At 55.6% G+C, this 25,021-nt stretch carries 20 protein-coding genes; 10 read left to right on the forward strand and 10 right to left on the reverse strand.

Going from position 1 to position 25,021, the window contains the following annotated elements; all coding sequences use genetic code 11:
• The first annotated feature begins 32 nt into the window (after positions 1-32).
• From zntB to dbpA, 3 genes are all read left to right on the forward strand, one after another.
• Positions 33-1,016 carry a zinc transporter ZntB gene (gene zntB / locus ROR01S_RS22570; protein WP_004861213.1) on the forward strand — a complete coding sequence of 328 codons (984 nt, stop codon included), beginning with the start codon at positions 33-35 and terminating at the stop codon, positions 1,014-1,016.
• Positions 1,017-1,295: 279 nt separating this feature from the next.
• The gene (gene ynaL / locus ROR01S_RS27665) at positions 1,296-1,481 is read left to right on the forward strand and encodes a proline-rich small protein YnaL (protein WP_071824622.1); all 186 of its coding nucleotides are present in this window, start codon (positions 1,296-1,298) and stop codon (positions 1,479-1,481) included.
• A 14-nt stretch (positions 1,482-1,495) separates the two neighbouring features.
• On the forward strand, positions 1,496-2,869 hold the full coding sequence (gene dbpA / locus ROR01S_RS22575) for an ATP-dependent RNA helicase DbpA (protein ID WP_064359911.1): 1,374 nt from the start codon (positions 1,496-1,498) through the stop codon (positions 2,867-2,869).
• A 44-nt stretch (positions 2,870-2,913) separates the two neighbouring features.
• On the opposite strand, the gene ttcA is transcribed toward dbpA, so the two are convergent.
• From ttcA to nifJ, 4 genes are all read right to left on the reverse strand, one after another.
• The gene (gene ttcA, locus ROR01S_RS22580; protein ID WP_004861225.1) at positions 2,914-3,849 is read right to left on the reverse strand and encodes a tRNA 2-thiocytidine(32) synthetase TtcA; all 936 of its coding nucleotides are present in this window, start codon (positions 3,847-3,849) and stop codon (positions 2,914-2,916) included.
• Between the two features lie 194 nt (positions 3,850-4,043).
• Positions 4,044-4,478 carry a universal stress protein UspF gene (gene uspF / locus ROR01S_RS22585; RefSeq protein ID WP_004861228.1) on the reverse strand — a complete coding sequence of 145 codons (435 nt, stop codon included), beginning with the start codon at positions 4,476-4,478 and terminating at the stop codon, positions 4,044-4,046.
• A 73-nt stretch (positions 4,479-4,551) separates the two neighbouring features.
• Positions 4,552-4,770 carry a KTSC domain-containing protein gene (locus ROR01S_RS22590; RefSeq protein WP_004861230.1) on the reverse strand — a complete coding sequence of 73 codons (219 nt, stop codon included), beginning with the start codon at positions 4,768-4,770 and terminating at the stop codon, positions 4,552-4,554.
• A gap of 794 nt (positions 4,771-5,564) precedes the next feature.
• A complete protein-coding gene (gene nifJ, locus ROR01S_RS22595) occupies positions 5,565-9,092 on the reverse strand; it encodes a pyruvate:ferredoxin (flavodoxin) oxidoreductase (RefSeq protein ID WP_064359899.1) in 3,528 nt (1,175 codons plus the stop codon).
• Positions 9,093-10,481: 1,389 nt separating this feature from the next.
• On the opposite strand from nifJ, the gene ROR01S_RS22600 reads away from it, so the two are divergent.
• The gene (locus tag ROR01S_RS22600) at positions 10,482-10,748 is read left to right on the forward strand and encodes a putative hemolysin (RefSeq protein WP_004861238.1); all 267 of its coding nucleotides are present in this window, start codon (positions 10,482-10,484) and stop codon (positions 10,746-10,748) included.
• On the opposite strand, the gene hslJ is transcribed toward ROR01S_RS22600, so the two are convergent.
• The 3 genes from hslJ to ROR01S_RS22615 all read right to left on the reverse strand — a co-directional run bounded on the left by hslJ (position 10,745) and on the right by ROR01S_RS22615 (position 12,928).
• Positions 10,745-11,167, reverse strand: coding sequence for a heat shock protein HslJ (hslJ, locus tag ROR01S_RS22605; protein WP_004861241.1), 423 nt, complete (start codon positions 11,165-11,167; stop codon positions 10,745-10,747). The two genes, ROR01S_RS22600 and hslJ, sit on opposite strands and share 4 nt — an antisense overlap.
• Before the next feature lie 125 nt (positions 11,168-11,292).
• Complete coding sequence (locus ROR01S_RS22610; RefSeq protein WP_004861243.1) at positions 11,293-12,282, reverse strand: 2-hydroxyacid dehydrogenase; 990 nt, start codon at positions 12,280-12,282, stop codon at positions 11,293-11,295.
• A 145-nt stretch (positions 12,283-12,427) separates the two neighbouring features.
• Positions 12,428-12,928 carry a DedA family protein gene (locus tag ROR01S_RS22615; protein ID WP_015584476.1) on the reverse strand — a complete coding sequence of 167 codons (501 nt, stop codon included), beginning with the start codon at positions 12,926-12,928 and terminating at the stop codon, positions 12,428-12,430.
• A 415-nt stretch (positions 12,929-13,343) separates the two neighbouring features.
• On the opposite strand from ROR01S_RS22615, the gene ROR01S_RS22620 reads away from it, so the two are divergent.
• From ROR01S_RS22620 to ROR01S_RS22630, 3 genes are read left to right on the forward strand one after another with little or no spacing between them, the layout of a single operon-like run.
• A complete protein-coding gene (locus ROR01S_RS22620; protein WP_032724707.1) occupies positions 13,344-15,983 on the forward strand; it encodes a YdbH family protein in 2,640 nt (879 codons plus the stop codon).
• The gene (locus tag ROR01S_RS22625; RefSeq protein WP_004861256.1) at positions 15,980-16,165 is read left to right on the forward strand and encodes a YnbE family lipoprotein; all 186 of its coding nucleotides are present in this window, start codon (positions 15,980-15,982) and stop codon (positions 16,163-16,165) included. Before ROR01S_RS22620 ends, ROR01S_RS22625 begins: the two co-directional genes overlap by 4 nt.
• Positions 16,166-16,172: 7 nt before the next feature.
• Positions 16,173-16,496, forward strand: coding sequence for a YdbL family probable chaperone protein (locus ROR01S_RS22630; RefSeq protein ID WP_004861259.1), 324 nt, complete (start codon positions 16,173-16,175; stop codon positions 16,494-16,496).
• A 91-nt stretch (positions 16,497-16,587) separates the two neighbouring features.
• Here ROR01S_RS22630 and ROR01S_RS22635 read toward each other — a convergent pair whose 3' ends face one another.
• From ROR01S_RS22635 to feaR, 3 genes are all read right to left on the reverse strand, one after another.
• Positions 16,588-17,022 (reverse strand): PTS mannitol transporter subunit IIA, encoded by a 435-nt coding sequence (locus tag ROR01S_RS22635; protein WP_004861262.1) that lies wholly within the window; start codon positions 17,020-17,022, stop codon positions 16,588-16,590.
• Positions 17,012-18,457: a sugar porter family MFS transporter gene (locus tag ROR01S_RS22640; RefSeq protein ID WP_032717562.1), complete on the reverse strand. Its 1,446-nt coding sequence runs from the start codon at positions 18,455-18,457 to the stop codon at positions 17,012-17,014. The genes ROR01S_RS22635 and ROR01S_RS22640 overlap by 11 nt, the downstream gene beginning before the upstream one ends.
• Positions 18,458-19,491: 1,034 nt before the next feature.
• A complete protein-coding gene (gene feaR / locus ROR01S_RS22645) occupies positions 19,492-20,400 on the reverse strand; it encodes a transcriptional regulator FeaR (protein ID WP_004861269.1) in 909 nt (302 codons plus the stop codon).
• Positions 20,401-20,634: 234 nt separating this feature from the next.
• On the opposite strand from feaR, the gene ROR01S_RS22650 reads away from it, so the two are divergent.
• The 3 genes from ROR01S_RS22650 to ROR01S_RS22660 all read left to right on the forward strand — a co-directional run bounded on the left by ROR01S_RS22650 (position 20,635) and on the right by ROR01S_RS22660 (position 25,001).
• Entirely contained in the window at positions 20,635-22,134 is a 1,500-nt protein-coding gene (locus ROR01S_RS22650) for an aldehyde dehydrogenase family protein (protein ID WP_004861276.1), read from the forward strand.
• 324 nt (positions 22,135-22,458) lie between these two features.
• Positions 22,459-23,988: a T6SS phospholipase effector Tle1-like catalytic domain-containing protein gene (locus ROR01S_RS22655; protein WP_032717348.1), complete on the forward strand. Its 1,530-nt coding sequence runs from the start codon at positions 22,459-22,461 to the stop codon at positions 23,986-23,988.
• Positions 23,989-24,110: 122 nt separating this feature from the next.
• Positions 24,111-25,001, forward strand: coding sequence for an oxidoreductase (locus ROR01S_RS22660; protein WP_064359912.1), 891 nt, complete (start codon positions 24,111-24,113; stop codon positions 24,999-25,001).
• Positions 25,002-25,021: the final 20 nt, after the last annotated feature.

Raw genomic sequence — 25,021 nt, forward strand, 5'->3', positions numbered from 1 at the left:
AGCAAAAATAAGAACTGACTGACGGAGGTCTGGTGGACGCCATTAAGGGATCGGAATTGAACGTGCCGGATGCGGTTTTTGCCTGGCAATTCGACGGGCAGGGCGGCGTGAAGCCGCTGACTGACAGTGACGCTATCGATAAGGAGCATCCCTGTTGGTTGCATCTGAACTATACCCACGCCGATAGCGCCGAATGGCTGGCATCCACTCCGCTGTTACCCAACAGCGTCCGCGATGCCTTAGCCGGGGAAAGTACCCGTCCCCGGGTCACCCGGGTGGGGGACGGAACGTTAATTACGCTGCGCTGCATTAACGGCAGTACCGATGAGCGGCCTGACCAGCTGGTGGCGATGCGCCTGTATATGGACGAGCGCTTAATCGTCTCTACCCGCCAGCGTCGGGTGCTGGCGCTGGATGATGTGCTCGGCGATCTGCGCGAGGGAACCGGGCCGGTGGACTGCGGCGGCTGGCTGGTGGATATTTGCGATGCGCTGACCGATCACGCCAGCGAATTTATCGAGCAGCTGCATGACCGGATTATCGACCTCGAAGATAACCTGCTGGATCAGCAGGTGCCGCCGCGTGGTTTTCTGGCGCTGCTGCGCAAACAGCTGATCGTGATGCGCCGCTATATGTCTCCGCAGCGCGATGTCTACTCCCGCCTTGCCAGCGAGCGTCTGCCGTGGATGAATGACGATCACCGCCGCAGAATGCAGGATATCGCCGACCGGCTGGGGCGGGGCCTCGATGAGATTGACAGCTGTATTTCCCGGACGGCGATTATGAGCGATGAGATTGCTCAGATTATGCAGGAGGCGCTGTCGCGTCGTACCTATACCATGTCGCTGATGGCGATGGTGTTTCTGCCCAGCACCTTTTTGACCGGTCTGTTTGGCGTCAACCTGGGCGGGATCCCCGGCAATGAGTGGCATTTAGGCTTTTCTATCTTCTGCATAATGTTAGTCGTTCTCATTGGCGGTGTTACATGGTGGTTACATCGTAGTAAATGGCTGTAAATAATCGCTTTTTATCGCCGTCCATCGCGTGAAAATCCGGGAATGTTTGAGCGAAATCAATAAACCGTCTACCCATTCGGGGCAATATCTCTCTCGCAGGTGAATGCAACGTCAAGCGATGGGCGTTGCGCTCCATATTGTCTTACTTCCTTTTTTGAATTACTGCATAGCACAATTGATTCGTACGACGCCGACTTGATTAAGTCGGCTTTTTTTTGCTCTCTGGTTAGCAGCTTCTACGCTTAATGGGTATACCCGCTCATTCCCGGGAGAATCACCATGCGCTATCAGCCCCTGACATCGATCCCTGTCTCGCCAGAACCTAACGATCCCATACCGGTGCCCGATCCCCGGCCGCGCCCGCATCCGCTGCCCGACCCGCCGCCGGACGATGAGCCGATTAAATTGTCGCATCGCAGGCGCAGATCTGCGAGGATACGCGCCTGCCCTTTGTGTGCCTGTTAATTCGAGAAAAAATTGTGACCGCTTTTTCAACACTGAACGTTTTACCCGCTGCCCAGCTCGCCAATCTCAATGAGCTGGGTTATCTCACGATGACCCCTGTGCAGGCCGCCGCCTTGCCCGCGATTCTGGCGGGTAAAGATGTGCGCGTGCAGGCCAAAACCGGTAGCGGTAAAACAGCGGCATTTGGTCTGGGGCTGTTTCAACATGTTGATGCTACCCTGTTCCAGACACAATCTCTGGTACTGTGCCCGACCCGCGAACTGGCCGATCAGGTCGCGGGTGAGCTGCGTCGTCTGGCGCGCTTTTTACCGAATATTAAAATTTTGACCCTTTGCGGCGGGCAGCCTTTCGGCGCGCAGCGCGATTCGCTGCAGCATGCGCCGCATATCATCGTCGCCACACCGGGCCGTTTGTTAGATCACCTGCAAAAGGGCACCGTGTCGCTGGATGCGCTGCAGACGCTGGTGATGGATGAAGCCGATCGGATGCTGGATATGGGCTTCAGCGAGGCCATCGATGAGGTGATCCGCTTTGCCCCGGCCGAACGTCAGACGCTGCTGTTCTCCGCCACCTGGCCGGAAGCGATCGCGGCGATCAGCGGGCGGGTACAAAACCATCCGCTGACCATTGAGACCGATTCCGTCGACGCGCTGCCGGCAATCGAGCAGCAGTTTTTCGAAACCTCCCAGCGCGGAAAAATCCCGCTGCTGCAAACGCTGCTCAGCCAGCATCAGCCGGCCTCTTGCGTGGTGTTTTGCAACACCAAAAAAGATTGTCAGGCGGTTTGCGATTCGCTGAATGCCGCGGGGCAGAGCGCGCTGTCGCTGCACGGCGATCTTGAACAACGCGATCGCGATCAGACGCTGGTGCGATTTGCCAACGGGAGTTCTCGTGTGCTGGTCGCCACCGACGTTGCCGCGCGCGGCCTCGATATTAAATCGCTGGAGCTGGTGGTTAACTATGAGCTGGCCTGGGATCCGGAAGTTCACGTGCACCGTATCGGGCGTACCGCCCGCGCGGGTGAGAGCGGTCTGGCTATCAGCCTCTGCGCGCCGGAAGAGGCGCAGCGCGCCAATATCCTGGCAGAGATGCTGCAGCTGAAGCTGAACTGGGTGAGCGCGCCGACCAACGGCAATATCAAACCGCTTCACGCAGAGATGGCGACGCTGTGTATCGATGGCGGGAAGAAAGCGAAAATGCGCGCCGGCGATGTGCTCGGCGCGTTGACCGGCGATATGGGCTTTGACGGCGCCGACATCGGCAAGATTAACGTCCATCCTGCGCATGTCTATGTGGCCATTCGCCAGAGCGTGGCGCAGAAGGCCTATAAGCAGCTGCAGAACGGTAAGATTAAAGGCAAAAACTGCCGCGTTCGCCTGCTGAAATAAGCGATGACAAGGCGTCTCAGAGGTGACTCTGAGACGCCGGTGGGTTACTTCACTTCGACCACGTTCAGGCGCAGTTCATCCAGCTGCGCGGCATCGTCTTCCGGCTGCCAGCCGGCAGGCTGCAGCGGAATCTCTTCCCGGTCAAACGCCAGATCGCCGCCATCAACCACTTCTGAGTTGTGGTTAATCCCTTTAAAGTCAAACAGGTTAATGTCGCTCAGATGCGACGGCACCACGTTCTGCATGGCGCTGAACATGGTTTCTATACGGCCAGGATAGCGCTTATCCCAGTCGCGCAGCATATCGGCGATCACCTGGCGCTGCAGGTTAGGCTGCGAACCGCACAGGTTGCACGGAATGATCGGGAAACCTTTCGCCTGCGAAAAACGCTCAATATCTTTTTCACGGCAGTATGCCAGCGGGCGAATCACGATGTGTTTACCGTCATCGCTCATCAGCTTCGGCGGCATGCCTTTCATTTTGCCGCCGTAGAACATGTTCAGGAACAGCGTCTGTAAAATATCGTCGCGGTGATGGCCGAGGGCAATCTTAGTCGCGCCCAGTTCACTGGCGGTACGGTACAGGATACCGCGACGCAGACGCGAACAGAGCGAGCAGGTGGTTTTGCCTTCAGGAATCTTCTCTTTGACGATCCCGTAGGTGTTTTCTTCGACAATTTTGTACTCGACGCCAAGCTGCTCGAGATATTCCGGCAGAATGTGGGCGGGAAAACCCGGCTGCTTCTGATCGAGGTTGACCGCGACCAGCGAGAATGAAATCGGCGCGCTTTTCTGCAGGCTGCGCAGGATTTCCAGCATGGTGTAGCTATCTTTACCGCCGGACAGGCAAACCATAATCCGGTCGCCGTCTTCGATCATGTTGAAATCGGCAATGGCTTCGCCGACGTTACGGCGCAGGCGCTTTTGCAATTTATCGAGGTTGTACTTTTCTTTTTTGCTAATTTCTTGATTTTGCAGCATTTAATAATAGCTCAATTCATGGTGTGGCACACGCACTCTGCCCACGGCACGGCGGGTGGTCGCAATTAATGACGTCAGTCTAAGTCTGTGGCGTGTATGGTACGGATTCGCGGTGGGGATGTCAGCACATTTCCGGTAGTTTAACCTGACAGATGTTGAGATAAAAAGCCCGCCGTGAGGGCGGGCTGAAGGGGTTAACGCACAACCAGTACGGAACAGTCGGCATGACGAACGACGGCCGCGGCGTTTGAGCCGAGCAGATAGGTCGTTATGTCCGGGCGGTGAGAGGCGATAATCACCAGATCGGCCGGCAGCGTTTTCGCCAGCTCCAGAATGTTATCCTTCGGCGAACCTTCCTTAACATGGAAATGCACCCGGTCTTCAGGAATGGCGAACTGAGCGACGAACTCTTTCAGACGCGTTTCCGATTCCGCTTTAAACTCATCCATCGGCGGTAGTTCGGTGGTATAGGCCATCCCCAGCGAGGCGTAGTAGGGAAGGGATGGAATCACGGTCAGAAAGTGTACTTCGGCATCGTCAATACGCGCTTCCGCCTCAACGTGACAGACAACGCGTTGAGTTAATTCTTTTTCAGATATATCAATAGGTACAAGAATTATTCTGGCCATAAAACCTCCTGTTTAAGTAACCGCTTAAAGTGTACGCCATTTGGCGGCATGATGTACCATGACGGGTCACATTTTAGCGTGAGCTACCCCGATGTTCGGTAAATTTCCCTTTGATGACGCCATCATAAAAACGTCCCTTGGAGACCACCTGCAAAAAAAGGCGATAGATGCGTTCGGGCACCTTCTCATAGCGGAGCGTGGTGGCGTCGTGAAACCGGATTTCGAGGATGCCAGAGGCTTCGTCATAGGCGATGGAGGCGATTCGGGATGATTTTACGGGTTGATGATCCATGGCTGGCGTCCTTTACGGCAGGCTTTACCGGCAATATATCATTTATCGGGTAACGGTTTTAATACACCAGGGATATTGTTTTGATTTGATTGATGTTCCCGGCACGACGCGATAAAACAGCGTTGCTGTGGGCGGGACTTTGCATCACCGCGGATACAGTGGCACCGGTGCGACGATGCAGGCGCCAGAGGAGCGTTATGCGATAAGGCGTTGTCATCTGTGCCCTATAGACTGGCTATAGAATAAACACCGGCAAAGTATTTCGCTTGAAGTCGTACATCGTCGCAATACCCGCATATGGAACGAGACTTTTTATGGACATTGCTCATGCCGGATATAATGTGTTTTAAATATCAGGCCAATATTATGTTGATTCCTTTATAAATCTGCAGGCGATGAATAACGTATTTGATAAGCGTTATACATAATGATGACTTCAATTGGATGTTTCTGAAGTGTTTTTATTTTAAATTTAGAGTGGTGCTGAGGGTGTTATAAATAACAAAGAGGTGTAAGGGTGAAAAATGATCTGAGCGGTAATAGAACCTGTAGGCTAAAAAATACACCTGTTATGATAATGGTTTGGTGAATGTATAAACTGAATATATACAAAATAAAAATTATACAGAACGGGATTATTCGCTTATTATCCGTGCGTTATTGCCTTCTATTGTCGCCAGTTTCTTTATTATGTTCGTCACATATTCACGCACGATATTATTTTGACGATAAAAATGACAAGCCCGAATGAATATTCGGGCTTTTTTTATGCTGAGGCTTAAAAACAGAGCGGGTTAACTCTCGGTTGCCGGTTTCTCCGCTTTGCCGGCCATCTGGGCCAGGAAGTCATAGCGTTTTTGCAAATCCGCCGCCGCATCCTTCCACAGCTGCTCCGCCACTTCGGGTTGCTGGGAGTTGAGGCGACGGAAACGTTGCTCGTTAAGCAGCGTTTCGGCCAGCGCATCTGACGGTGGGCGAGAGTCCAGCGCCAGCGGCAGTTTGCCTTCATCCGCACGACGAGGGTCGAAGCGGTACAGCGGCCAGAAGCCGGTGGCGGTCAGCTGACGCATCTGATCGTGGCTGAGCGCCAGATCGTAACCGTGCTCTTCGCAGGGGCTGTAGGCGATAATCAGCGACGGGCCAGGGTAGGCCTCCGCTTCCTGAATCGCTTTCACCGTCTGATTCAGCTGCGCCCCCAGCGAAATTTGCGCGACGTAAACATGTCCGTACATCATCATGCTGACGCCGAGGTCCTTACGCGCCTTGCGCTTGCCATGCTCACCAAATTTGGTGACCGCGCCGAGCGGAGTCGCCTTCGATGCCTGGCCGCCGGTATTGGAATAACACTGGGTATCGAGAACCAGAATGTTGACGTTTTCGGTCAGGCTCAGGACGTGGTCGAGACCGCCGAAGCCAATGTCATAGGCCCAGCCATCGCCGCCGATAAGCCAGATGGATTTCTCAACCAGCGCATCGGCATCGGTTAAGAGCTCCTTCGCACCGGCTTCATTAGCCAGAACCTGGCGTAGCTCGGCCACCTGTTCGCGGCGCACCTCCGGGGTGGCGTCGGCCTGCAGCGCCTCATACAACGCTGGCGGCAGTTTATCGGCAAACGTTGCCAGCAGGCGCATGACGCGCTGACGGTGCTGGTCGACGGTTAAGCGGAAGCCGAGGCCAAATTCGGCGTTGTCTTCGAACAGCGAGTTTGCCCACGCCGGGCCACGGCCGTTGGCGTCGGTGGTATACGGTGTGGATGGCAGATTACCGCCGTAAATCGACGAGCAGCCGGTGGCGTTAGCGATCAGCATCCGATCCCCGTACAGCTGGGTCAGCAGTTTGATATACGGCGTTTCGCCGCAGCCGGAACAGGCCCCGGAATATTCAAACAGCGGGCTGATCAGTTGCGAGGTGCGGATATCAATCCGCTCCAGAGTGCTGCGGTCGATTTCCGGCAGGTTGAGGAAGAAGTCGTAGTTCACTTTCTCTTCTTCCACATGCTCAAGGCGCGACATCATGTTGATGGCCTTGATTTCAGGATTCTGCCGGTCTTTTGCCGGACACACTTCCACGCACAGGTTACAGCCGGTGCAATCTTCCGGCGCCACCTGCAGGACATATTTCTGCCCGCGCATATCGCGCGATTTGACATCCAGGGAGTGCAGACTGGCCGGGGCCGCCTCCATGGCCTGCGGAGGGACCACTTTGGCGCGAATCGCTGAATGCGGGCAGGCGGCGACGCAGTGGTTACACTGAGTGCACAGCTCCTCCTTCCAGATGGGGATCTCTTCGGCGATATTGCGTTTTTCCCAGCGCGTGGTGCCCATTGGCCAGGTGCCATCCGGCGGCAGCGCGGAGACCGGTAGCGCATCGCCGAGCCCGGCCAGCATCGCGGCGGTGACGGTTTTCACAAAATCCGGCGCGGCATCGGAGACCACCGGCGGACGGTTCGGGCTGGAGGCATCGACCGGGCGCAACGGCACTTCGGCCAACGATTCGCGCGCCAGCGCCAGCGCCTGCCAGTTGCGCTCAACCAGATCCTGGCCTTTGCTGCTGTAGCTTTTCGCAATGGCGCCCTGCAGTTCGGCCAGCGCGCTGTCGCCCGGCAGAATTTGCGTTAAGTGGAAGAATGCCATCTGCATGACGGTATTGATACGCGCGCCAAGGCTGCATTCTCGGGCAATTTTCGCAGCGTTGACGATATAAAAGCGCGCTTTTTTCTGATTCAGCGTTGCCTGCACTTCCTGCGGCAGGCGCGACCAGACGTCATCCACACCATAAGGTGTATTGAGCAAGAAAATCCCGCCGGGTTTTAACCGCTCAACCATTTGATATTTGTCGATAAACTGTAGCTGATGGCAGCCAACGAAATCGGCCTGCGAGATCAAATAGGAGGAGCGAATCGGTTTCTCACTGACGCGTAAATGCGAAACGGTCAACCCGCCGGCTTTTTTCGAGTCATAGACAAAATAGCCCTGCGAGAACCACGGCGTGGAGTTACCGATAATTTTGATATTGTTTTTAGTGGCCGATACGCTGCCATCGCTGCCGAGGCCGTAGAACAGCGCCTCCAGTTTGGCTTCTGACGGCAGGGTGTTCTCCCCGAGCGGCAGGGAGAGATTGGTCACATCATCATAAATGCCGACGGTGAATCGCGGTTTGGGCCGGGCTTCGCGCAATTCATTGAAGATAGCCAGCACGCACTCCGGGCCGAACTCTTTCGATGAAAGGCCGTAGCGGCCGCCGACGGTGCGGGGAAGAGTTTCACGTTCGCCGCGGTTAAAGGCTTCCGCCAGCGCGGTCATGATATCCAGGTACAGCGGCTCGGCATGGGCGCCCGGTTCTTTGGTGCGATCCAGAACGGCGATAGCGCGGGTGCTTTCCGGCAGTGCCTCCAGCAGATGGGCGGCTGAGAAGGGGCGATAGAGGCGAACTTTCAGGACACCGACTTTTTCGCCACGGCTCAGCAGTTCGTCAACGACCTCTTCACAGGTGCCGATCGCCGAGCCCATAATCACAATCACCCGTTCTGCCTGCGGATGGCCATAAAACTCGAACGGTTTGTACTGACGCCCGGTCGCGGCGGCGAAATCGTTCATCGCCGTTTCAACGTGGTCATAGACCGCGTCGTACCAGGGGTTCGTGGCTTCGCGGGACTGGAAATAAGTATCCGGGTTCGCCGAAGTGCCGCGGATCACCGGATGTTCCGGATTCAGCGCGCGCAGACGGTGCGCGTCAATCTCGTCCTGAGGCAGCAGGTTGCGAATGGTGTCATCCGCAAGCGGGGCGATTTTATTGATTTCATGCGAAGTGCGGAAGCCGTCGAAGAAATGGATAAACGGCACCCGGCTCTTAAGCGTGGCGATATGGGAAATCAGCGCAAAGTCCTGGGCTTCCTGGACGCTGCTGGCGCACAGCATGGCGCAGCCGGTCTGGCGTACGGCCATGACGTCGGAATGGTCGCCGAAGATCGAGAGTGCGTGGGTGGCGACGGTACGAGCGGCAACGTGCAGGACAAACGGCATCAGCTGACCGGCCAGTTTGTACAGCGTGGGGATCATCAGCAGTAAACCCTGCGATGAGGTAAAGGAGGTCGAGAGCGCCCCGGTTTGCAGCGCGCCGTGTACGGCACCGATGGCCCCGGCTTCCGACTGCATTTCGACGACGCGAGGTACGTCTCCCCACACGTTTTTAAGCCCGTTACCCGCCCAGGCATCCGCCTGTTCCGCCATCGTTGAACTGGGCGTAATCGGGTAGATGGCGATAACCTCACTTGTGCGAAACGCGACTGAAGCGGCCGCGCCATTACCGTCGATAGTAATCATAAGAAGACACCCTAACATTGCGCAAAAGAAGAGACCTGACAAACGGCTACAGGTCTTGTAATTATAGTGGCTAGTATAAGGGCATTATCTATACCCTTGAAGTTGTGAGGCTTTCGAGTGCACAAATTGATCCACGAATTCTTCCCCGGAAGGGCAAAAGATACCGACGGCTTTGTATCTATCTTTATGATTATTATGCATTTATGTTGACAGGCGGCGTAACGGGCAGGTTTCCCCGTGGTGAGAGCCGTGCTGTCGAAGATATCGCCGTTGACGTATCAATCTGCCTGTGGGTCTGAATCAGGGGGCATTATTTATCTGCGAATTCGCGATACCCGATTTTCTAATCCTGACGTTGTGGAATAGCCATTCACGATTAACATTGGCAATGATGGGACATATTGTAGGCGGATGTTAGCGGACTGCGAATGTGAGAACTCCGCTATTTGTGATTTTTACATTCTGCCTTTACAAAGATAAACAAAGGTTGAAATAAACTCTCTTTTGCGGGTGTTAATATCAGCTCAACATTGCTGGATTAACTACGGAATGGTTAGCAAAAGTCAACCTGGAGAGTTTTTATGCAAAAATCTACCCGAAAAACCCTTTGTACAAAGCGATGGTCACGGACGCCTGAATCACAGGACCTGCAAAAAGATCGGTTTGATCCACTTTGGTCAGAGCATAAAGACAGCGGTTGCCGTAAAAAAGAGTGGAAAAAAGCGGGCTTAACGTTGTGCAGTAAAAATTCCCCCCTGAGATCTGATTGATATTTTTATTAGATTTTGCCTCCTGTATAAAAATCAGGAGGCGGTCTGCCTGGGGATTTTAATTTTAAGGACCATTGGCTGGTTGAGATTATATTTTAGGGTATATCTAAAAATGCCGAACTTTAATGAAAAAAGGTGACCTGGTCGTTGGCTTGCAATTTGATAATAGCATTAACGCTATGATGTCGCCGGCTGGTGGATAAATAGCTGAGCGGGATAACCTTCCTGGCACGATCCGAGCTCCGTAGAGAAGGGGCGGGAGAAGGGCGTCATGACAACCCTGCCATCTGGCGGGGTTTTATCGTTATGGGCGGCGGCATCCTGGTCGCGAGAGTGACTGGCGTGTGAGCAAACGCTCTTTTTTCATCACAAGTACAGCCGTTTTGACGGCGATAGCCACAGCCCGCCGGGAAGACCGCGGCCAGCGGCGTGCATCGCGGGTATAGATGATCCACAGCATTCCTGTCATTTTCCCTGACAAGATCAACGATCGGCGGAAAATTTGCTAAGAAATGTTAATGGGGCGCATAAATACGTATTTCGCCTCTCGACGTCAGGCGCTGCGCTGCCTATTATTCTTGGGTTTGTTTATTTTGGGAAGTTTCTGAGGGGAGAGACGATGCGAGCAGCGTTTTTAGTAGGGTGTGCCGCGTTATTATTGTCGGCCTGTAGTAGCGAACCTGTTCAGCAGGCAACCGCGGCACACGTGTCGCCGGGAATGCGTGCCGCGATGAGCAGCTCAGGGCAGGCGAACTGCGCGATGATTGGCGGCTCATTGTCCGTGGCACGACAGCTTGATGGTTCGGCGATCGGCATGTGCGCGTTACCCAACGGCAAGCGCTGCAGCGAACAGGCGTTAGCGGGTGGAAGCTGCGGTAACTACTAGTTGACCAGGTCGGCGAGTTTATAGACCAGAGTCTGATCGGCAGTGGCCAGCGTCAGCTGATTTTCCGTCAGGTCAACCTGTGCGCCATCGCGCAGCATTTTGCTCAGCGTATTATCCAGCGTATTCAGCTGAGAATCGGTGCACAGCATACGGGTCATCGCCAGCGTTTTGACCTTCAGCTCGCCGCCGCTGATTTTGCCTTTACCGCTAAAGCGGTTGCACATGTTTCCTGAAACATACATATCTTCGCCAAAACTCAGCTCCAGCGGTTTGGCTCCCGCCGCCAGCGCCTGGCCATTCACGCTGGTCAGGACGAAACGATGGTGCTGAAGTTGCTCCGCGCCGGTGGAAACTTTGCTGTTGTAGACACAGCCAGATAACAGCATTCCTGCCGCCAGCAGTGCAGCAAACTTGTTCATTTTTCCTCCAAAAACATTTATCACATCTATTAAATACGCACAGTTTAACTTTACTGCAGGCAATTTCTGTGGGGGTTATCTGAAAGTGCCCCCCGTGGAAGGAGGGCACAAAAGGGAAAGGACGATCAGACCAGCGCGTTCGGGCAGGTTTCGCCAGCATCGACCTGGCGCAGGTTATCGAGGGTCGTTTGTGAAATGCTGATCAGCGCCTCGGCGGTCAGGAAAGCCTGGTGCCCGGTGAACAACACGTTATGACAGGCAGAAAGGCGACGGAAGACGTCATCCTGAATCACGTCATTGGACTTATCTTCGAAGAACAGATCGCGTTCATTCTCATACACGTCCATGCCCAGCGCCCCGATTTTCTGGTGTTTCAGCGCATCGATCGCCGCCTGAGAATCAATCAGCGCCCCGCGGCTGGTATTGATCACCATCACGCCGTCTTTCATTTGCTCAAACGCCGCATGATTCAGCAGATGGTAGTTCTCTTCCGTCAGCGGACAGTGCAGGGAGATCACGTCGGACTGCGCATACAGCGTCGGCAAATCAACATACTCGACGCCAAGATCCAGCGCCGCGGCGCTTGGATAGGGATCGAACGCCAGCAGGCGCATGCCAAACCCTTTCAGAATACGCAGCGTGGCGACGCCGATTTTGCCCGTCCCGATCACCCCGGCGGTTTTACCGTGCATGGTAAAGCCGGTTAAGCCTTCCAGCGAGAAGTTAGCATCGCGGGTACGCTGGTAGGCGCGGTGGATACGGCGGTTCAACGACATCATCATGCCGATGGCATGTTCAGCCACGGCCTCCGGCGAATAGGCGGGAACGCGGACAACGCGCAGACCCAGCTCTTTTGCCGCATCCAGATCGACGTTGTTAAACCCGGCGCAGCGCAGGGCGATGTACTTCACGCCATGCGCTTTCAGCTCTTCCAGTACCGGACGGCTTCCGTCATCGTTGACAAAAATGCACACGGCTTCACAACCGTTGGCCGTTTTCGCGGTTTTTTCGGTTAACAGGAAGTCGAAAAATTCGAGTTCAAAGCCATATGTATCATTAACATGCTGAAGGTACTTTTTATCGTACTGCTTCGTACTATACACAGCGATTTTCATAAGACTTTTCTCCAGTGATTATACCGTCACGGTAGCATATTTAAAATAATCGTACAAATATTAAAAATTAGTTTGGCATGGCGGGTATATAATAATTCTAGAGCATATCACTGAGTTGAGGTATCTCTTTAAAACACAATGTATTTTACCAAAAACTGAAGCTGAAGGCACCGGGAGCCAGCAGAAGCAGCGGCCAGAGAAGTCCCGAGCTGACATTGGCCAGTTGAAAACGCCAGAACGGCGTGCCGCTGACGCCGCTGGCCAGGGGGAGGGTGGCGCGAAGCGGCGAGAGAAAACGCCCGAAAAACACCGCCCATTCGCCGTGGCGATGGAGAAAGGTCAGGCTACGGGCCAGCCGATCGCCGCGCAGCCAGCGAAGTCGTAGCAGACGATGCTGATAGTACCGTCCCAGCCACCAGGAGATCCAGAATCCACCGATTGCCCCCAGGCTGGCGCTGAGCCACATAAATAAGAAGTGATTCAGGCTGCCGGAGGCGAGCGGGCCGAGCAGCAGCAGCCCGGATGTGCCCGGCACCAGCAGGGAAATCAGGGCACAGGATTTGCTGAACGTCAGCAGGAAGACCAGCAGCAGCAGGAATGAATAGTGGCGCTGGGCATACTCAATAAGCGAAACAAAAAACTCCACGGGATCCGCCCACTTGTTAGATCGATTCCCGCGAGTGTGACAGGGGCTGGCTAAATGGCGGTTAAATAAGCGGATGGCAACAATTCACCATAACGATGATGTCGCAGCAACTATTCTTAGAATCTATCCCGACTGGGCTATCGGCGCAGGCCGTTTGCACGCGGACAGCGCGGAGAAAACGGAGCGTACAGGAAGTTGCTGGCGATTTGCATCGCTTCGCTTACCCTGCGGGCCGCGCTGAAGGGCGTGCAAGAATCGCGCGTTGTGAGCTCTGCCCGGGGCAAAATGACAAGCAAAATAGCCCGGATGAGATAGGCTCTTAAGCGGGATAGAAACTTTAACTCACTGGTCGAACGTGCCACAATACGCGCTACTTTCGGCTTTTACTTTTGTTTAATCAGGATATTAACTGCCCATGAAGGGTAAATATAAAGCCGCCATCGCGCTATTGTTAGCACTTATTCTGCTACCGCTGGCCTTGTTGTCGACGCTTACCCATTGGGTACCTACGCTGGCCGGGATCTGGCTGCCAGAGGGAACCCGCATTTCGCTGCACGACAGTCCGCGCCTGACGCGTTCTGCGCTGCGTATTCCCGATTTACGCTATCTGGTCGGCGATTGCGAACTGGCCCGCATAACCAATGCCCGACTCTCACATCCCAGCCGCTGGCGGCTGCAGGTTGACGAACTTGATATCAATAGCGCCTGCCTGAGCAAACTGCCGGAAAGTGAACCGGCATCCGGCGCCCCGCGTACCCTGGCGGAATGGCAGTCCATGCTTCCCTATAGCTGGTTGACGATTGAAAACCTGCGTCTCTCGCCGTGGGAAAAGTGGCAGGGTCGGCTGGTCATGTCATTGACGCCGCAGCAGCAGGATATCGGCTACAGCGGTAAAGAGATGACGCTACAGGCGCGCCTGCGCGGGCAGGCGCTGACGGTGAGCGACTTTTCCGCGCAGCTGGTTGAAGGACAGGCGCCGGTGAAGCTGGTCGGCGAGTTTCATATGCCGCTGGTGCCGGATGGTTTGCCGGTAGACGGTCATCTGCTCGCCACGCTCGAATTCCCGCAGACGGCAGGACTGGTTGATGCGGAGCTGGAGTGGCAGAAAAACCGTGGGCAGCTGCTGGTTACGCCGCGCGGCGATGTGCAGCCGATGCTCGATTTACCCTGGGAAATCACCCCGGAACGTATTGCCATCAGCGATGGTCGCTGGAGCACCGAGTATGCCGGGTATCCGCTGAGCGGCCGCGTGGCCTTGTCGGTTGGCAACTGGCAACAGGGCACCGAGCAGATGCGGGTCAGCGGTCGTCTCAACGTTCTCACCCACGGGGAAGCCGGGAAGGGGAACGCGGTACTGACGATTGGCCCTGGCAAACTGAGCATGGACAACAGCGACATGCCGTTGCGGTTAACCGGCGAGGCCAAGCTCGGCGACCTGATTGTCTATGCCGTGCTGCCGGCGAACCTGACTGGCCCGCTGACCGCGCCGTCGCTGGCGTTCCATCCCGGCGCGCTGCTGCGTTCCCGCGGGCGGGTCATTGATTCGCTCAACATTGACGAAGTTCGTCTGCCGCTGGCCGGGGTGAAGGTGACTCAGCAGGGCGTGGACGGCCGTCTGCAGGCTATTCTGCGCGCGCACGAACAGCAGATGGGCGACTTTTCGCTGCACCTTGACGGTCAGGCCGACAACTTTATGCCCGACAGCGGCCGCTGGCAGTGGCGTTACTGGGGCGAGGGCCGCTTCACGCCGATGCAGGCCAAGTGGGACGTCAAAGGGGCGGGGGCGTGGATAGACAATTCGATTGTGCTGAACAGCCTGTCGACGGGCTTCGATAAGCTGCAGTACGGCACGATGCTGGTCAGTACGCCGCGGTTAACCCTGGATGAACCGGTGCACTGGCTGCGCGGCGAACAGCACCCCAAACTGACCGGCGCGCTATCGCTGGACGCGGGTAAAACCAGCTTTAGCAGCGGCAGCGAACTTCCCCCCTCCACGTTAAAGTTCAAGATCGACGGACGGGATCCCACCTGGTTTCAGTTTAGCGGGGCGCTCCACGCCAATAAGATAGGTCCCGTGCGGGTCACCGGGCGTTGGGATGGCGAACGTCTGCGGGGCCAGGCCTGGTGGCCAAAACAGTCGTTAACCGTGTTTCAGCCGCTGGTGCCGCCAGACTGGAAAATGAATCTGCGTGAAGGAATGCTGTATGCGCAGGTAGCCTTCTCCGCGGCGGCAGATCAGGGATTTGAAGCCGGCGGCCACGGCGTCTTAAAAGGCGGCAGCGCCTGGATGCCTGACAATCAGATTAATGGCGTAGATTTTGTTCTGCCTTTTCGCTTTAGTCAGGGGACCTGGCAACTGGGAACCCGCCGACCGGTGTCGCTGCGTATTGGCGAAGTCGTCAACCAGGTGACGGCGAAAAACCTCTCGGCGGATCTGCAGGGCTCCTGGCCGTGGAGCGAGCGCGAACCGCTGCAGTTGAGCAACGTCAGCGTGGATGTTCTCGGGGGTAAGGTGACCATGCAGCAGCTGCGTATGCCGCAGCACGACCCGGCGCTACTGCGTCTGCAGCAAATTTCCAGCAGCGAACTGGTAAGCGCGATAAATATCAAGCAATTTGCCATGTCCGGCGCATTTAACGGCGCGCTGCCGCTGTGGCTGAACAATGACAAATGGATCATTAAAGACGGCTGGCTGGGTAACCCGGGGCCGATGACCTTACGTCTTGATAAGGATATGGCGGATGCGATGGTCAATGACAATATTTCCGCCGGTGCGGCGATTAACTGGCTGCGCTATATGGAGATCTCCCGTTCATGGACGCGCATCGATCTCGATAATCTGGGCATGCTGACGCTGAAGGCGACCATCAGCGGAACCAGCCGCGTCGGGGAGCAGAGTAATACGGTGCATTTAAACTATTCTCATCAAGAGAATATTTTTGACCTGTGGCGCAGTTTACGTTTTGGCGACAATTTACAGGCATGGTTTGAGCAAAATGCGGTGCTCCCCGTGCGCAGCTGTACGGACAGTAAAAAGTGTAAGGAACAACAATGATGAAATTGCTAACGCCGGTGCTGATGACGATGCTGCTGGCGGGCTGTACGCCACGAATTGAAATCGCGGCGTCAAAAGAGCCGATCACCATCAATATGAATGTCAAAATTGAGCATGAGATTCATATCAAAGTGGATAAGGATGTTGAAGAGTTACTGAAGTCGCGTAGCGATCTATTCTGAGGTGGCGATGAGAAAACGACTGTTAACGGCGGCGTTGGCGCTTGGCCTTCTCAGCTCATCGGCGCTGGCGCTGACGCTGGGGGAGGCTCGGGAGCAAGGGCGGGTCGGCGAAACGCTGAATGGCTATCTGGCGCCGCTGCGTCAGGATAAGGAAACGCTGGCGCTGGTCAAACAGATCAACGCGGCCAGAAGTGAAAGCTATCAGCAGCTGGCGGATGATAATAACCTGCCGGTGGATGAGGTGGCGAAAATGGCCGGACAAAAACTGGTCTCGCGGGCACAGCCGGGGGAGTATGTTCAGGGACTGAATGGTCAATGGCTGCGGAAATAACGCGCCGGCGCTTTTGCCTGGCAGGAACGGCCGCTGATGAGACTCCCTTTCATCAGCGGCGGCGGGGCCTGACGGCGATTAAGCGTCAGGGTTAGCGGTGTTGTTGTAAAATCGTCAAAAAGTCCTGTTTACTGGAGATCAATGACAGCGCATTTGCAATGATTTCATCGCTGAAAATAGAAGCGATGTCCTTCAGAACATCAATATGCTCTTTCTCTTTGGCAATCACGCCAATGGCGATAAACATGACGTTGCTTCTGTCCCAGATGACGCCGTCCGGGAACTGAAATATTTCTATTCCGGTTTTCAGAATGATATTGGTCGCGGATTTCGGCAGGTGCGGAAGCGTAATGCCATTGCCTAAAAAAGTGGACACCTGACGTTCCCTTTCATCAAGAAAAGCGGTGCAGTTTTCGCTGACGTAGCCTTTCTTTTTAAATTCCTCACCGAGCAGGGTCAACACTTCGGCCTTATTTTTCGCCTTGTAGCCAAGGTGAAGGTTCTCTTGCGTAATATTAGCGATCATTGTGAGCGACCTCCGCGCCGTTATTCACCCGCGCATCATATTTATTAGACGATAACTCTTCTTCTAATTGTTCCAGCGATTTGTTCGAGGTTTCCGGAAGCGCCGTGACCACAAAGATAATCGCGATATAGTTGATGGCCGCGAAAATCAGGAATACCGGACCAAGGCCGAGTTTGGCCTGGAGCAGCGGAAACAGGTAGCTGACAACGGCATTCATGATCCACATGAAAAACACTGAAATCCCCATCGACAGGCCGCGGAATTTCAGCGGGAACAGTTCGGCCAACACCACCCAGGTAATAAAGCCCATTGTCCCCTGCATGACCCCGACAAACAACGCGCCGAGCAGCCAGATCGCCGTCGCTTTGATATCGCCAACCAGCGTGTAATCGACGCCGGCAATGATCAGGTGCAGCGTCGCCATAATGGCAAAGCCATAAATAATGATGGTTTTGCGTTTAAAGCGATCAACGAGGAAGAAGACCCCAACCAGCATTCCCCCCACCGAGAAGACCCCGTTGAGCACGTTGCATATTAAGGAGGTTCTTTCTGAGAAGCCGGCCGTACTCAGGATTTCGGTGCCATAGTACATAATGACATTGACCCCGGTGGTCTGCTGCAACGCGGCCCAAATGATGCCCACCAGCAGTAATTTAAAAATCCACGGCGTGCTGAGAATGGTCAAAAACGCGTTTTGCGTACTGAATTTGCGATCGGCTTCAACTTTGATGAGGGTCGAAATATCGGCAAATTCTTGCGCCGCGCGTTCCGGCGAGCGGATCTGCTTTAATACTTCCAGCGCTTCCTGATGACGGTTTTTGCTCACCAGCCAGCGCGGGCTTTCCGGAGAACGCAACATTCCGACAAATAAACAGATAGCCGGGATGGCCTGCACCATCAACATATATCGCCAGACGTCGGGAAGGTGGCCCCAGATAATACCAATTACGGCGTTGATGGCGAATGCGGCAAGCTGCCCGATAACAATGGCGACCTCATTCAGCCCCGTGAGTTTACCGCGCATTTCCGTGGGGGCAACTTCAGAAATGAACGTCGGTGCCGTGACGGAAGCGCCACCGACGGCATATCCCAGCAGAAAACGGGATAGCAGCAAGACGGTGATATCCGGGGCGAGGGCTGACATTAATGCCCCGACAAGGAAAATAAAGGACAGGCAGAGCAGATATTTGCGTCTGCCAAAATAATCGGCGAGGGTTCCACCAAAAACGCTGCCAATAGCGGCGCCCACCAGCAATACGCTCATGACCAGACCTTCCGTTGTCGGCGTCAGGCTCATATATTGCTTCAGTGAAGAAAATGCACCATTAATAACCCCGGTGTCATAGCCGAATAGCAGGCCGCCAAATGTTGCCACTAGCGTTATTTGGTGAAGCCGCTTTCTTTGCTGTACGTTCAGTTTCATGATAGCTGACATTTTCATACCTTTTATTTTCATTAACAGCACCGGTCATTCTGTTTCTCTTCGCTCGCGGCTACAGTTTTATCCTGTCGAACGATGGCGGAGGGAAACGAGATGGGCGGTGCGATTATTCGTCTTCATCGCCATATGCTGAGGAGCAACGGGCGATGAGGCGTGTTTTTGATTGACGGTGTGTTATCAGTGTCTCTGGGTTGTGTGTGGCATCTGCGATGCTTGCTGTCGACATTCACACGATTACCCGACAGCGCTTGTGCACAGAACAGACTGTGCGAATCCGGTACCGCGTCTGGCCCTCGCTCTTGAAGCGATGAAAGCCAACCTGCGGTGCAAGGTGTCTTGCTGACGCCTCGTTGTACTTTGTCACCGGCGTTCCTTTCAGTGGAAAAACCGTCGTGACCGATAGGTAATCGATGACATGACAACGCTCCCTGCCGTCCGACGTGTTCAATCTTCTTTCTGTGTCCTTCATGGTCTCCTCCGTGCTTGCGGGTTTGCGTACCGCCGAGAGTGGACAGATTGCGTTCTATCGAAGGGTAATATGACATCTGCTAATGAAATAAAATCACAAATAGATCACAATTTGAAAATTTCATTTCATTTCATTTTGTTTGAAGCGAAACAAATTTCTCTTTGTGAGAAAAGATAATGTTTTTATCTAATTGATTTTAAAAGATAATATTTGATGGGGTTTATGGGGTTGTCAAAAATAAGCTATTGAATTAAAAGTTAAATTTTTGATACGAGTCACGCTTTTAAATCCATGCAGTTATTAATGAAATTAAAATTCCATTTTATATTTTTTATACGCTTTTGTTTTTTTCACGGCCAGACCCGGATCGGGCGGGAACAGGGGCGAAATGCGCGGGACGAGGCCTGCGGGGGAACAAAGCGGACGTCAGGCGCGGCACCCGGTAACGGACAGAGGAATCAGCAAGCGGCGGTGGCAACAGGAGGCGCAGCGACTGGAAGCGGCAGCTGGACAGCGGCGGGGGGAGGCCGGAAGTCTGCGGCCCATTGCCGTATAAAAATCAGCGGCAGCGCTTGCGGTATTCCCCGGGCGATACGCCAAAACGCTGTTTGAAAGCGGTCGAGAAGTGGCTGTGGTCGCTGAATCCCCAGCTATAGCCAATTCCCGCCAGCTTTTCGTCATCACGGGCATTGTGCAATGCCTGCGCGCAGAGATCGAGACGCCGGTTCTTAATATATTGTGCGACCACCAGCCCCTTGTCGGCAAACAACCGGTACAGACTCCGAACCGACATACCGGTCTCGCTGGCCAGCCACTCCGGACGCAGATGTTCCGCCTGAATGGACTCATCAATTAAATCCATAATCTTCTGAAACTGCTTCTCCCTACGCGACGGTCGGGGGTCGTGATGATGCAGCATCGGACGCAGCAGGCAGACGATGGCCTCCAGCGCCGCGGCACTCTCACTTTCCGACAGCTCCGGGCTACACATGCTCTCCTGCAGCAGCCGCTGACTGAGCTGGACCATCGGCAGCGATTTTTCCAGCCGCGTGGCAATGCTTATTTCACTGCCGCGCAGCTGTTGCTCCAGCAGCTGTCGGGGCAGTAGCAGGGAGGCCTGGCGCGAAGTCTGCTGCCAGAAAATAGAGCAGGGGCGAGATGCGTCAATCAGGGTGATGTCACCGGCGTCGAGGACCACCTGGCGATCGTCCTGCTCGATGGCCGCCTGGCCGGAGAGCTGGAAGACGGTATAAAACCAGTCGTCATTGCTGCGCTTAATTTCGTTGCGGGTGCGGAACAGATTGACGCCGCTGGCGGTGACGGTGCTGACTTTCAGCGTGCCGGCATAGCTGGCGTCAATCTCCCCGTGAAAGCGACCTTCCAGCGGACGAGCGGCAAAATGGCCGCAGACCTGATTGATTTTCGCCAACCAGCGCTGGTAGTCCTGTCCGTGCTCCGCCGTCGCCATAGTCTGTCTCATGTAAACATAATGTTTTTGCATTGTTGCATTTACACAGTGGCATACAAGAGCGAGGCGCGGAGTATATGAAAGAACTATTACCTGAGGCACATTTCTGCGTCCGCAATATGTTGAATTGCGGCGGCTGTCACAGCGGCACAAACGAATGTCACAGAGAAAAAAGCGCGAACGTCAGCCGCGTCGTAGACTGAATTCACGATCCGTGAGCAATAAGGAAGCGATATGTCCACAGCACAGGTAGCGCTGCTTGCCAGCGTTCAACAGTTTTTAGACCGCCAGCATGGCTTATATATCGACGGTACCCAGCAGGCGTCACAGAGCGAACAGCGTCTTACCGTCTGGAACCCGGCAACCGGGCAGGCCATCGCCAGTACCGCGGATGCTAACGCGGCCGATGTCGATCGCGCGGTAATGTCGGCGTGGCGCGCCTTCGTCGCCCGCAGCTGGGCTGGGCGCACGCCGGCCGACCGCGAACGTATCCTGCTGCGTTTTGCCGATCTGGTCGAACAGCACGGCGAAGAACTGGCGCAGCTGGAGACGCTGGAGCAGGGGAAATCCATCCAGATTTCTCGCGCATTTGAAGTGGGCTGTACGCTGAACTGGATGCGTTACACCGCCGGGCTGACCACCAAAATCAGCGGGCGCACGCTCGATGTGTCGATTCCGTTCCCGCAGGGCGCACGCTACCAGGCGTGGACGCGCAAAGAGCCGGTGGGCGTTGTCGCCGGTATCGTGCCGTGGAATTTTCCGCTGATGATCGGGATGTGGAAAGTGATGCCGGCGCTGGCGGCAGGATGCTCTATCGTCATCAAACCATCGGAGACCACGCCGCTGACGCTGCTGCGCGTTGCCGAGTTGGCCACCGAGGCTGGGATCCCGGATGGAGTATTTAACGTCGTGACCGGCAGCGGCGCCGGATGCGGCTCGGCGTTAACCTCTCATCCGCAGGTGGCGAAGGTCAGCTTTACCGGCTCCACCGCAACCGGTAAGCATATCGCCAGGGTGGCCGCCGACCGTCTGACCCGCGTGACGCTGGAGCTGGGAGGGAAAAACCCGGCGATCGTGCTGAAAGACGCCAATCCGGAGTGGGTAATCGAAGGGCTGATGACCGGCAGTTTCCTCAATCAGGGGCAGGTCTGCGCCGCCAGCTCACGCATCTATATTGAAGCCCCGCTGTTCGATAACCTGGTGAGCGGTTTTGAACAGGCGGTGAAATCGCTGCAGGTGGGACCGGGGATGCTGGAAACGACGCAGATTAACCCGGTGGTGTCAAAAGGGCACTGCGAGAAAGTGGCGGCTTATCTCGATGAGGCGCGTAAGCAAAATGCCGAGCTGATCTCCGGGCAGGTCGGGCCGGATTCGCAGGGCTATTACATTGCGCCAACGCTGGTGATCAACCCGGATGCCGGGCTGCGTCTGAGCCGGGAAGAGGTCTTTGGACCGGTGGTCAATCTGGTACGCGTCGCCGATGGTGAAGAGGCGCTGCGCCTTGCTAACGACAGTGATTTTGGTCTGACCGCCAGCGTCTGGACCGGCGATTTGACACAGGCCCTGAGCTACACCGAGCGTCTGCAGGCCGGGACGGTATGGGTCAACAGCCATACGCTTATCGATGCCAACCTGCCGTTTGGCGGGATGAAGCAGTCCGGAACCGGGCGCGACTTCGGCCCGGACTGGCTGGACGACTGGTGCGAAACGAAATCGGTCTGCGTGCGCTATTAACTCTCGCCTCAGCGCCTGACGCCCGGAGTTCGAACACCGGGCCGGGCGCTCTCCCACTTCTCTTTCTTCTTTGCTATATGTCTGAGTCAGCCGCGGTTTCTCGTAAAGAGTCCGAAAAAGGGTATCGGTATCATGCCTGGCGATGTCTCCTCGCGGGCAGCCCAGAAATCAAAATTATCTCCCTCTATGCCGACGACTACCTGCCAGTCTCTGCACCGGCGACGGCAGTCACGTTTGACGATTGCTCTCCTGAGGTGATTGCCGTCTGCTATTTTTACTTTGTCAATCCTGACCGCTTTTCACGCAGCCTGCGATGAGGTTCCTATGAACTTACTGGTGTTTTGCGACGGTACCTGGAATACGCCCCAACAGCTTGATGATGGAAAACCCGCGCCGACCAATGTGGTCAAACTCAGGAATGCCGTAGCGGAAAATACGCAGCAGCGAGTCTATTACCACTCCGGCGTCGGTACCGAAGGCGGAGTAGTCGATCGCTATATTGGCGGTGGCATCGGCGAAGGTCTTGATAAGAATATTATCAGCGCCTATTACTGGCTGGCGACCCGCTATCAGCCCGGCGATAAAATATGGTTGTTTGGCTTTAGCCGCGGAGCTTATACCGTCAGGAGTCTTGGCGGGATGATTTCGCGCTGCGGATTATTGAATGCCAGCCAGGCAGGAACCGGCGACGATAAAGTCTGGGAGGATATCAACGATCTCTTCAGCTATTACCGCCAGCCTGCAGGCAGCGCGCCGGCTATCGTGGCCAGCGTGGGTAGACCTTTTTATTCGGTGGCGACGGGACATCCGACCAGGGAGAGCATCCCTGTCTATTTTATTGGCGTCTGGGAAACGGTGGGGGCGCTGGGTATTCCCGATGATATGGCGTTAGCCAATCTGCTCGATGACCCTAAAAAGTATGCCTTCCACGATACGTCACTCAGCCCGATTGTTGAACATGCCCGCCATGCGCTGGCGCTGGACGAGCAGCGACAAAGCTTCATTCCCACGCTATGGGACAATGTGGCGGATAACCCGAAGGTGAAACAGCGTTGGTTTGCCGGCGTGCATGCTGATGTCGGCGGCGGCTACGCACAGTGCGGATTATCGGACATTACTCTGCAATGGATGATGACAGAGGCAGCCGGACTGGGACTTACGCTGCTGCCGGGTATCGACGCCCAGCTGGCTCCCGATCCTCATGGACTGCTGCATGATTCGGTCACCGGCATTTTTAAACTGCTGCATACCTGCCCGCGCAGCGTACCGCGGATTGTCGCCGGAAGTCCCGATGTCGATGCCAGCGTGATACAGCGGCAAAGTCAGCCGATGCTTCTCCACGGTCGCTACCGACCGCTCACCGATGTGACGGCAGAACACCCGGCGACCTTTGACGTTTTTGCGCGTGAGCGCTGGAATGCCACGGGGATCTGGCTGGAGGCGGGAGTGGAGTATCGCTTTATGGCTACGGGAAAATGGGTGGATGGCTCGGTGCCCTGCGATGCGGGTGGGACCGATGACGGTAAGTTTTATCCCGGCGAGGCCGCGCAGATTATGGCCTCCGTTTCCGACAAACTGGAAGCGTTGTGGAAAGGGGGAACCAAAAACCAGGATGTGGACTTTTGGCTGAGCAGACGCGTCGGCACGGCGCCGTGGTTTGCGCTGATTGGCGTGGTTGCCAATCAGGCAGATCCTGCGACCGACGCCCCTGAGTCGCGGCATGAGATCGTTGTTATCGGCAGCGGATGTCGGTTCACACCGGCTAAAAGCGGCTATTTTTACGCCTACGCCAACGATGCGTGGCAAATGTATGATAACAATCGCGGCAGCGTCTCCCTGACGATTTCCCGCTAAGCGCCGCCGGGCGCCGTGCCCATCGTTAGCCGTGAACAGGACTTGCTGAATCACCATATTTATCGCTACTGTTAATGCCTTCCCGCCATCGTGGCGGAGCTTATCATCAGGAGGCGGATATGATGTCGGAGGAGCCTGCCGTTGCCCTTATTGGGCCAGGCGCGATTGGGACCACGATAGCCGCGGCGCTGCATGAAGTGGGGCGTACGCCGGTGGTATGCGGGCGTACGTCTCATGCACAGCTGTTGCTCAGATTCGATGGCGGAGAGATTACGCTTCCCGGACCGGTGCTGACCGACCCGGCGGCCATTGCGCGGCCATTTTCGCTGGTTTTCGTTGCGGTCAAGGCGACCCAGAACTCCGCTATTTCCGCGTGGTTGACCGCGTTGTGTGATGAAAAAACGGTGGTGTGCGTATTGCAGAACGGCGTCGAACAGCAGGCGCAGTTTGCCGACCGCGTTGCGGGGGCGACGGTGCTACCTGCGGTGGTGTGGTTTCCGGCGCAGCGCCAACCCGATGCCTCCGTCTGGCTGCGCGCGACGCCCCGGCTGACCTTGCCGGATCTACCGCAGGCCCGGCTGGTACAGCAAACGCTGCAAGGGACCCGCTGCGCCGTCGATCTTGCCGCTGATTTCACCACCGTAGCCTGGCGCAAGCTGCTGCAAAATGCGGTGGCTGGCCTGATGGTGCTGACGGGACGTCGGGCCGGTATGTTCGCCCGTGGCGATATCAGCGACATCGCGCTGGCCTATTTACGTGAAGGCCTGCTTGTCGCGCGCGCGGAAGGCGCAAGGCTGAGCGACAGCGTAGCGCAGGAAATTATCGACGGATTTCATCGCGCGCCACCCGATCTCAGTACCTCGATTCAGATTGACCGTGAAAACGGGCGGCCGCTGGAATGGGAGATTCGTAACGGCGTGATACAGCGCCGCGGACGTCGGCACGGCATTCCGACGCCGCTGAGCGATCTTATCGTTCCGCTGCTGGCGGCCGCCAGCGACGGACCGGGCTGACGGAATAAAACGGCGGCCCA

Source organism: Klebsiella ornithinolytica NBRC 105727 = ATCC 31898 (assembly GCF_001598295.1).
Classification (GTDB): domain Bacteria; phylum Pseudomonadota; class Gammaproteobacteria; order Enterobacterales; family Enterobacteriaceae; genus Klebsiella; species Klebsiella ornithinolytica.

Bases quoted from the DNA above. Each gene is read 5' to 3' on its own strand.
- ynaL (WP_071824622.1), top strand. From the start codon at position 1,296: ATGCGCTATCAGCCCCTGACATCGATCCCTGTCTCGCCAGAACCTAAC.
- ttcA (WP_004861225.1), bottom strand. From the start codon at position 3,849: ATGCTGCAAAATCAAGAAATTAGCAAAAAAGAAAAGTACAACCTCGAT.
- uspF (WP_004861228.1), bottom strand. From the start codon at position 4,478: ATGGCCAGAATAATTCTTGTACCTATTGATATATCTGAAAAAGAATTA.
- ROR01S_RS22590 (WP_004861230.1), bottom strand. From the start codon at position 4,770: ATGGATCATCAACCCGTAAAATCATCCCGAATCGCCTCCATCGCCTAT.
- nifJ (WP_064359899.1), bottom strand. From the start codon at position 9,092: ATGATTACTATCGACGGTAATGGCGCGGCCGCTTCAGTCGCGTTTCGC.
- ROR01S_RS22600 (WP_004861238.1), top strand. From the start codon at position 10,482: ATGCGAGCAGCGTTTTTAGTAGGGTGTGCCGCGTTATTATTGTCGGCC.
- hslJ (WP_004861241.1), bottom strand. From the start codon at position 11,167: ATGAACAAGTTTGCTGCACTGCTGGCGGCAGGAATGCTGTTATCTGGC.
- ROR01S_RS22610 (WP_004861243.1), bottom strand. From the start codon at position 12,282: ATGAAAATCGCTGTGTATAGTACGAAGCAGTACGATAAAAAGTACCTT.
- ROR01S_RS22620 (WP_032724707.1), top strand. From the start codon at position 13,344: ATGAAGGGTAAATATAAAGCCGCCATCGCGCTATTGTTAGCACTTATT.
- ROR01S_RS22625 (WP_004861256.1), top strand. From the start codon at position 15,980: ATGATGAAATTGCTAACGCCGGTGCTGATGACGATGCTGCTGGCGGGC.
- ROR01S_RS22630 (WP_004861259.1), top strand. From the start codon at position 16,173: ATGAGAAAACGACTGTTAACGGCGGCGTTGGCGCTTGGCCTTCTCAGC.
- ROR01S_RS22635 (WP_004861262.1), bottom strand. From the start codon at position 17,022: ATGATCGCTAATATTACGCAAGAGAACCTTCACCTTGGCTACAAGGCG.
- ROR01S_RS22640 (WP_032717562.1), bottom strand. From the start codon at position 18,457: ATGTCAGCTATCATGAAACTGAACGTACAGCAAAGAAAGCGGCTTCAC.
- feaR (WP_004861269.1), bottom strand. From the start codon at position 20,400: ATGGCGACGGCGGAGCACGGACAGGACTACCAGCGCTGGTTGGCGAAA.
- ROR01S_RS22650 (WP_004861276.1), top strand. From the start codon at position 20,635: ATGTCCACAGCACAGGTAGCGCTGCTTGCCAGCGTTCAACAGTTTTTA.
- ROR01S_RS22655 (WP_032717348.1), top strand. From the start codon at position 22,459: ATGAACTTACTGGTGTTTTGCGACGGTACCTGGAATACGCCCCAACAG.
- ROR01S_RS22660 (WP_064359912.1), top strand. From the start codon at position 24,111: ATGTCGGAGGAGCCTGCCGTTGCCCTTATTGGGCCAGGCGCGATTGGG.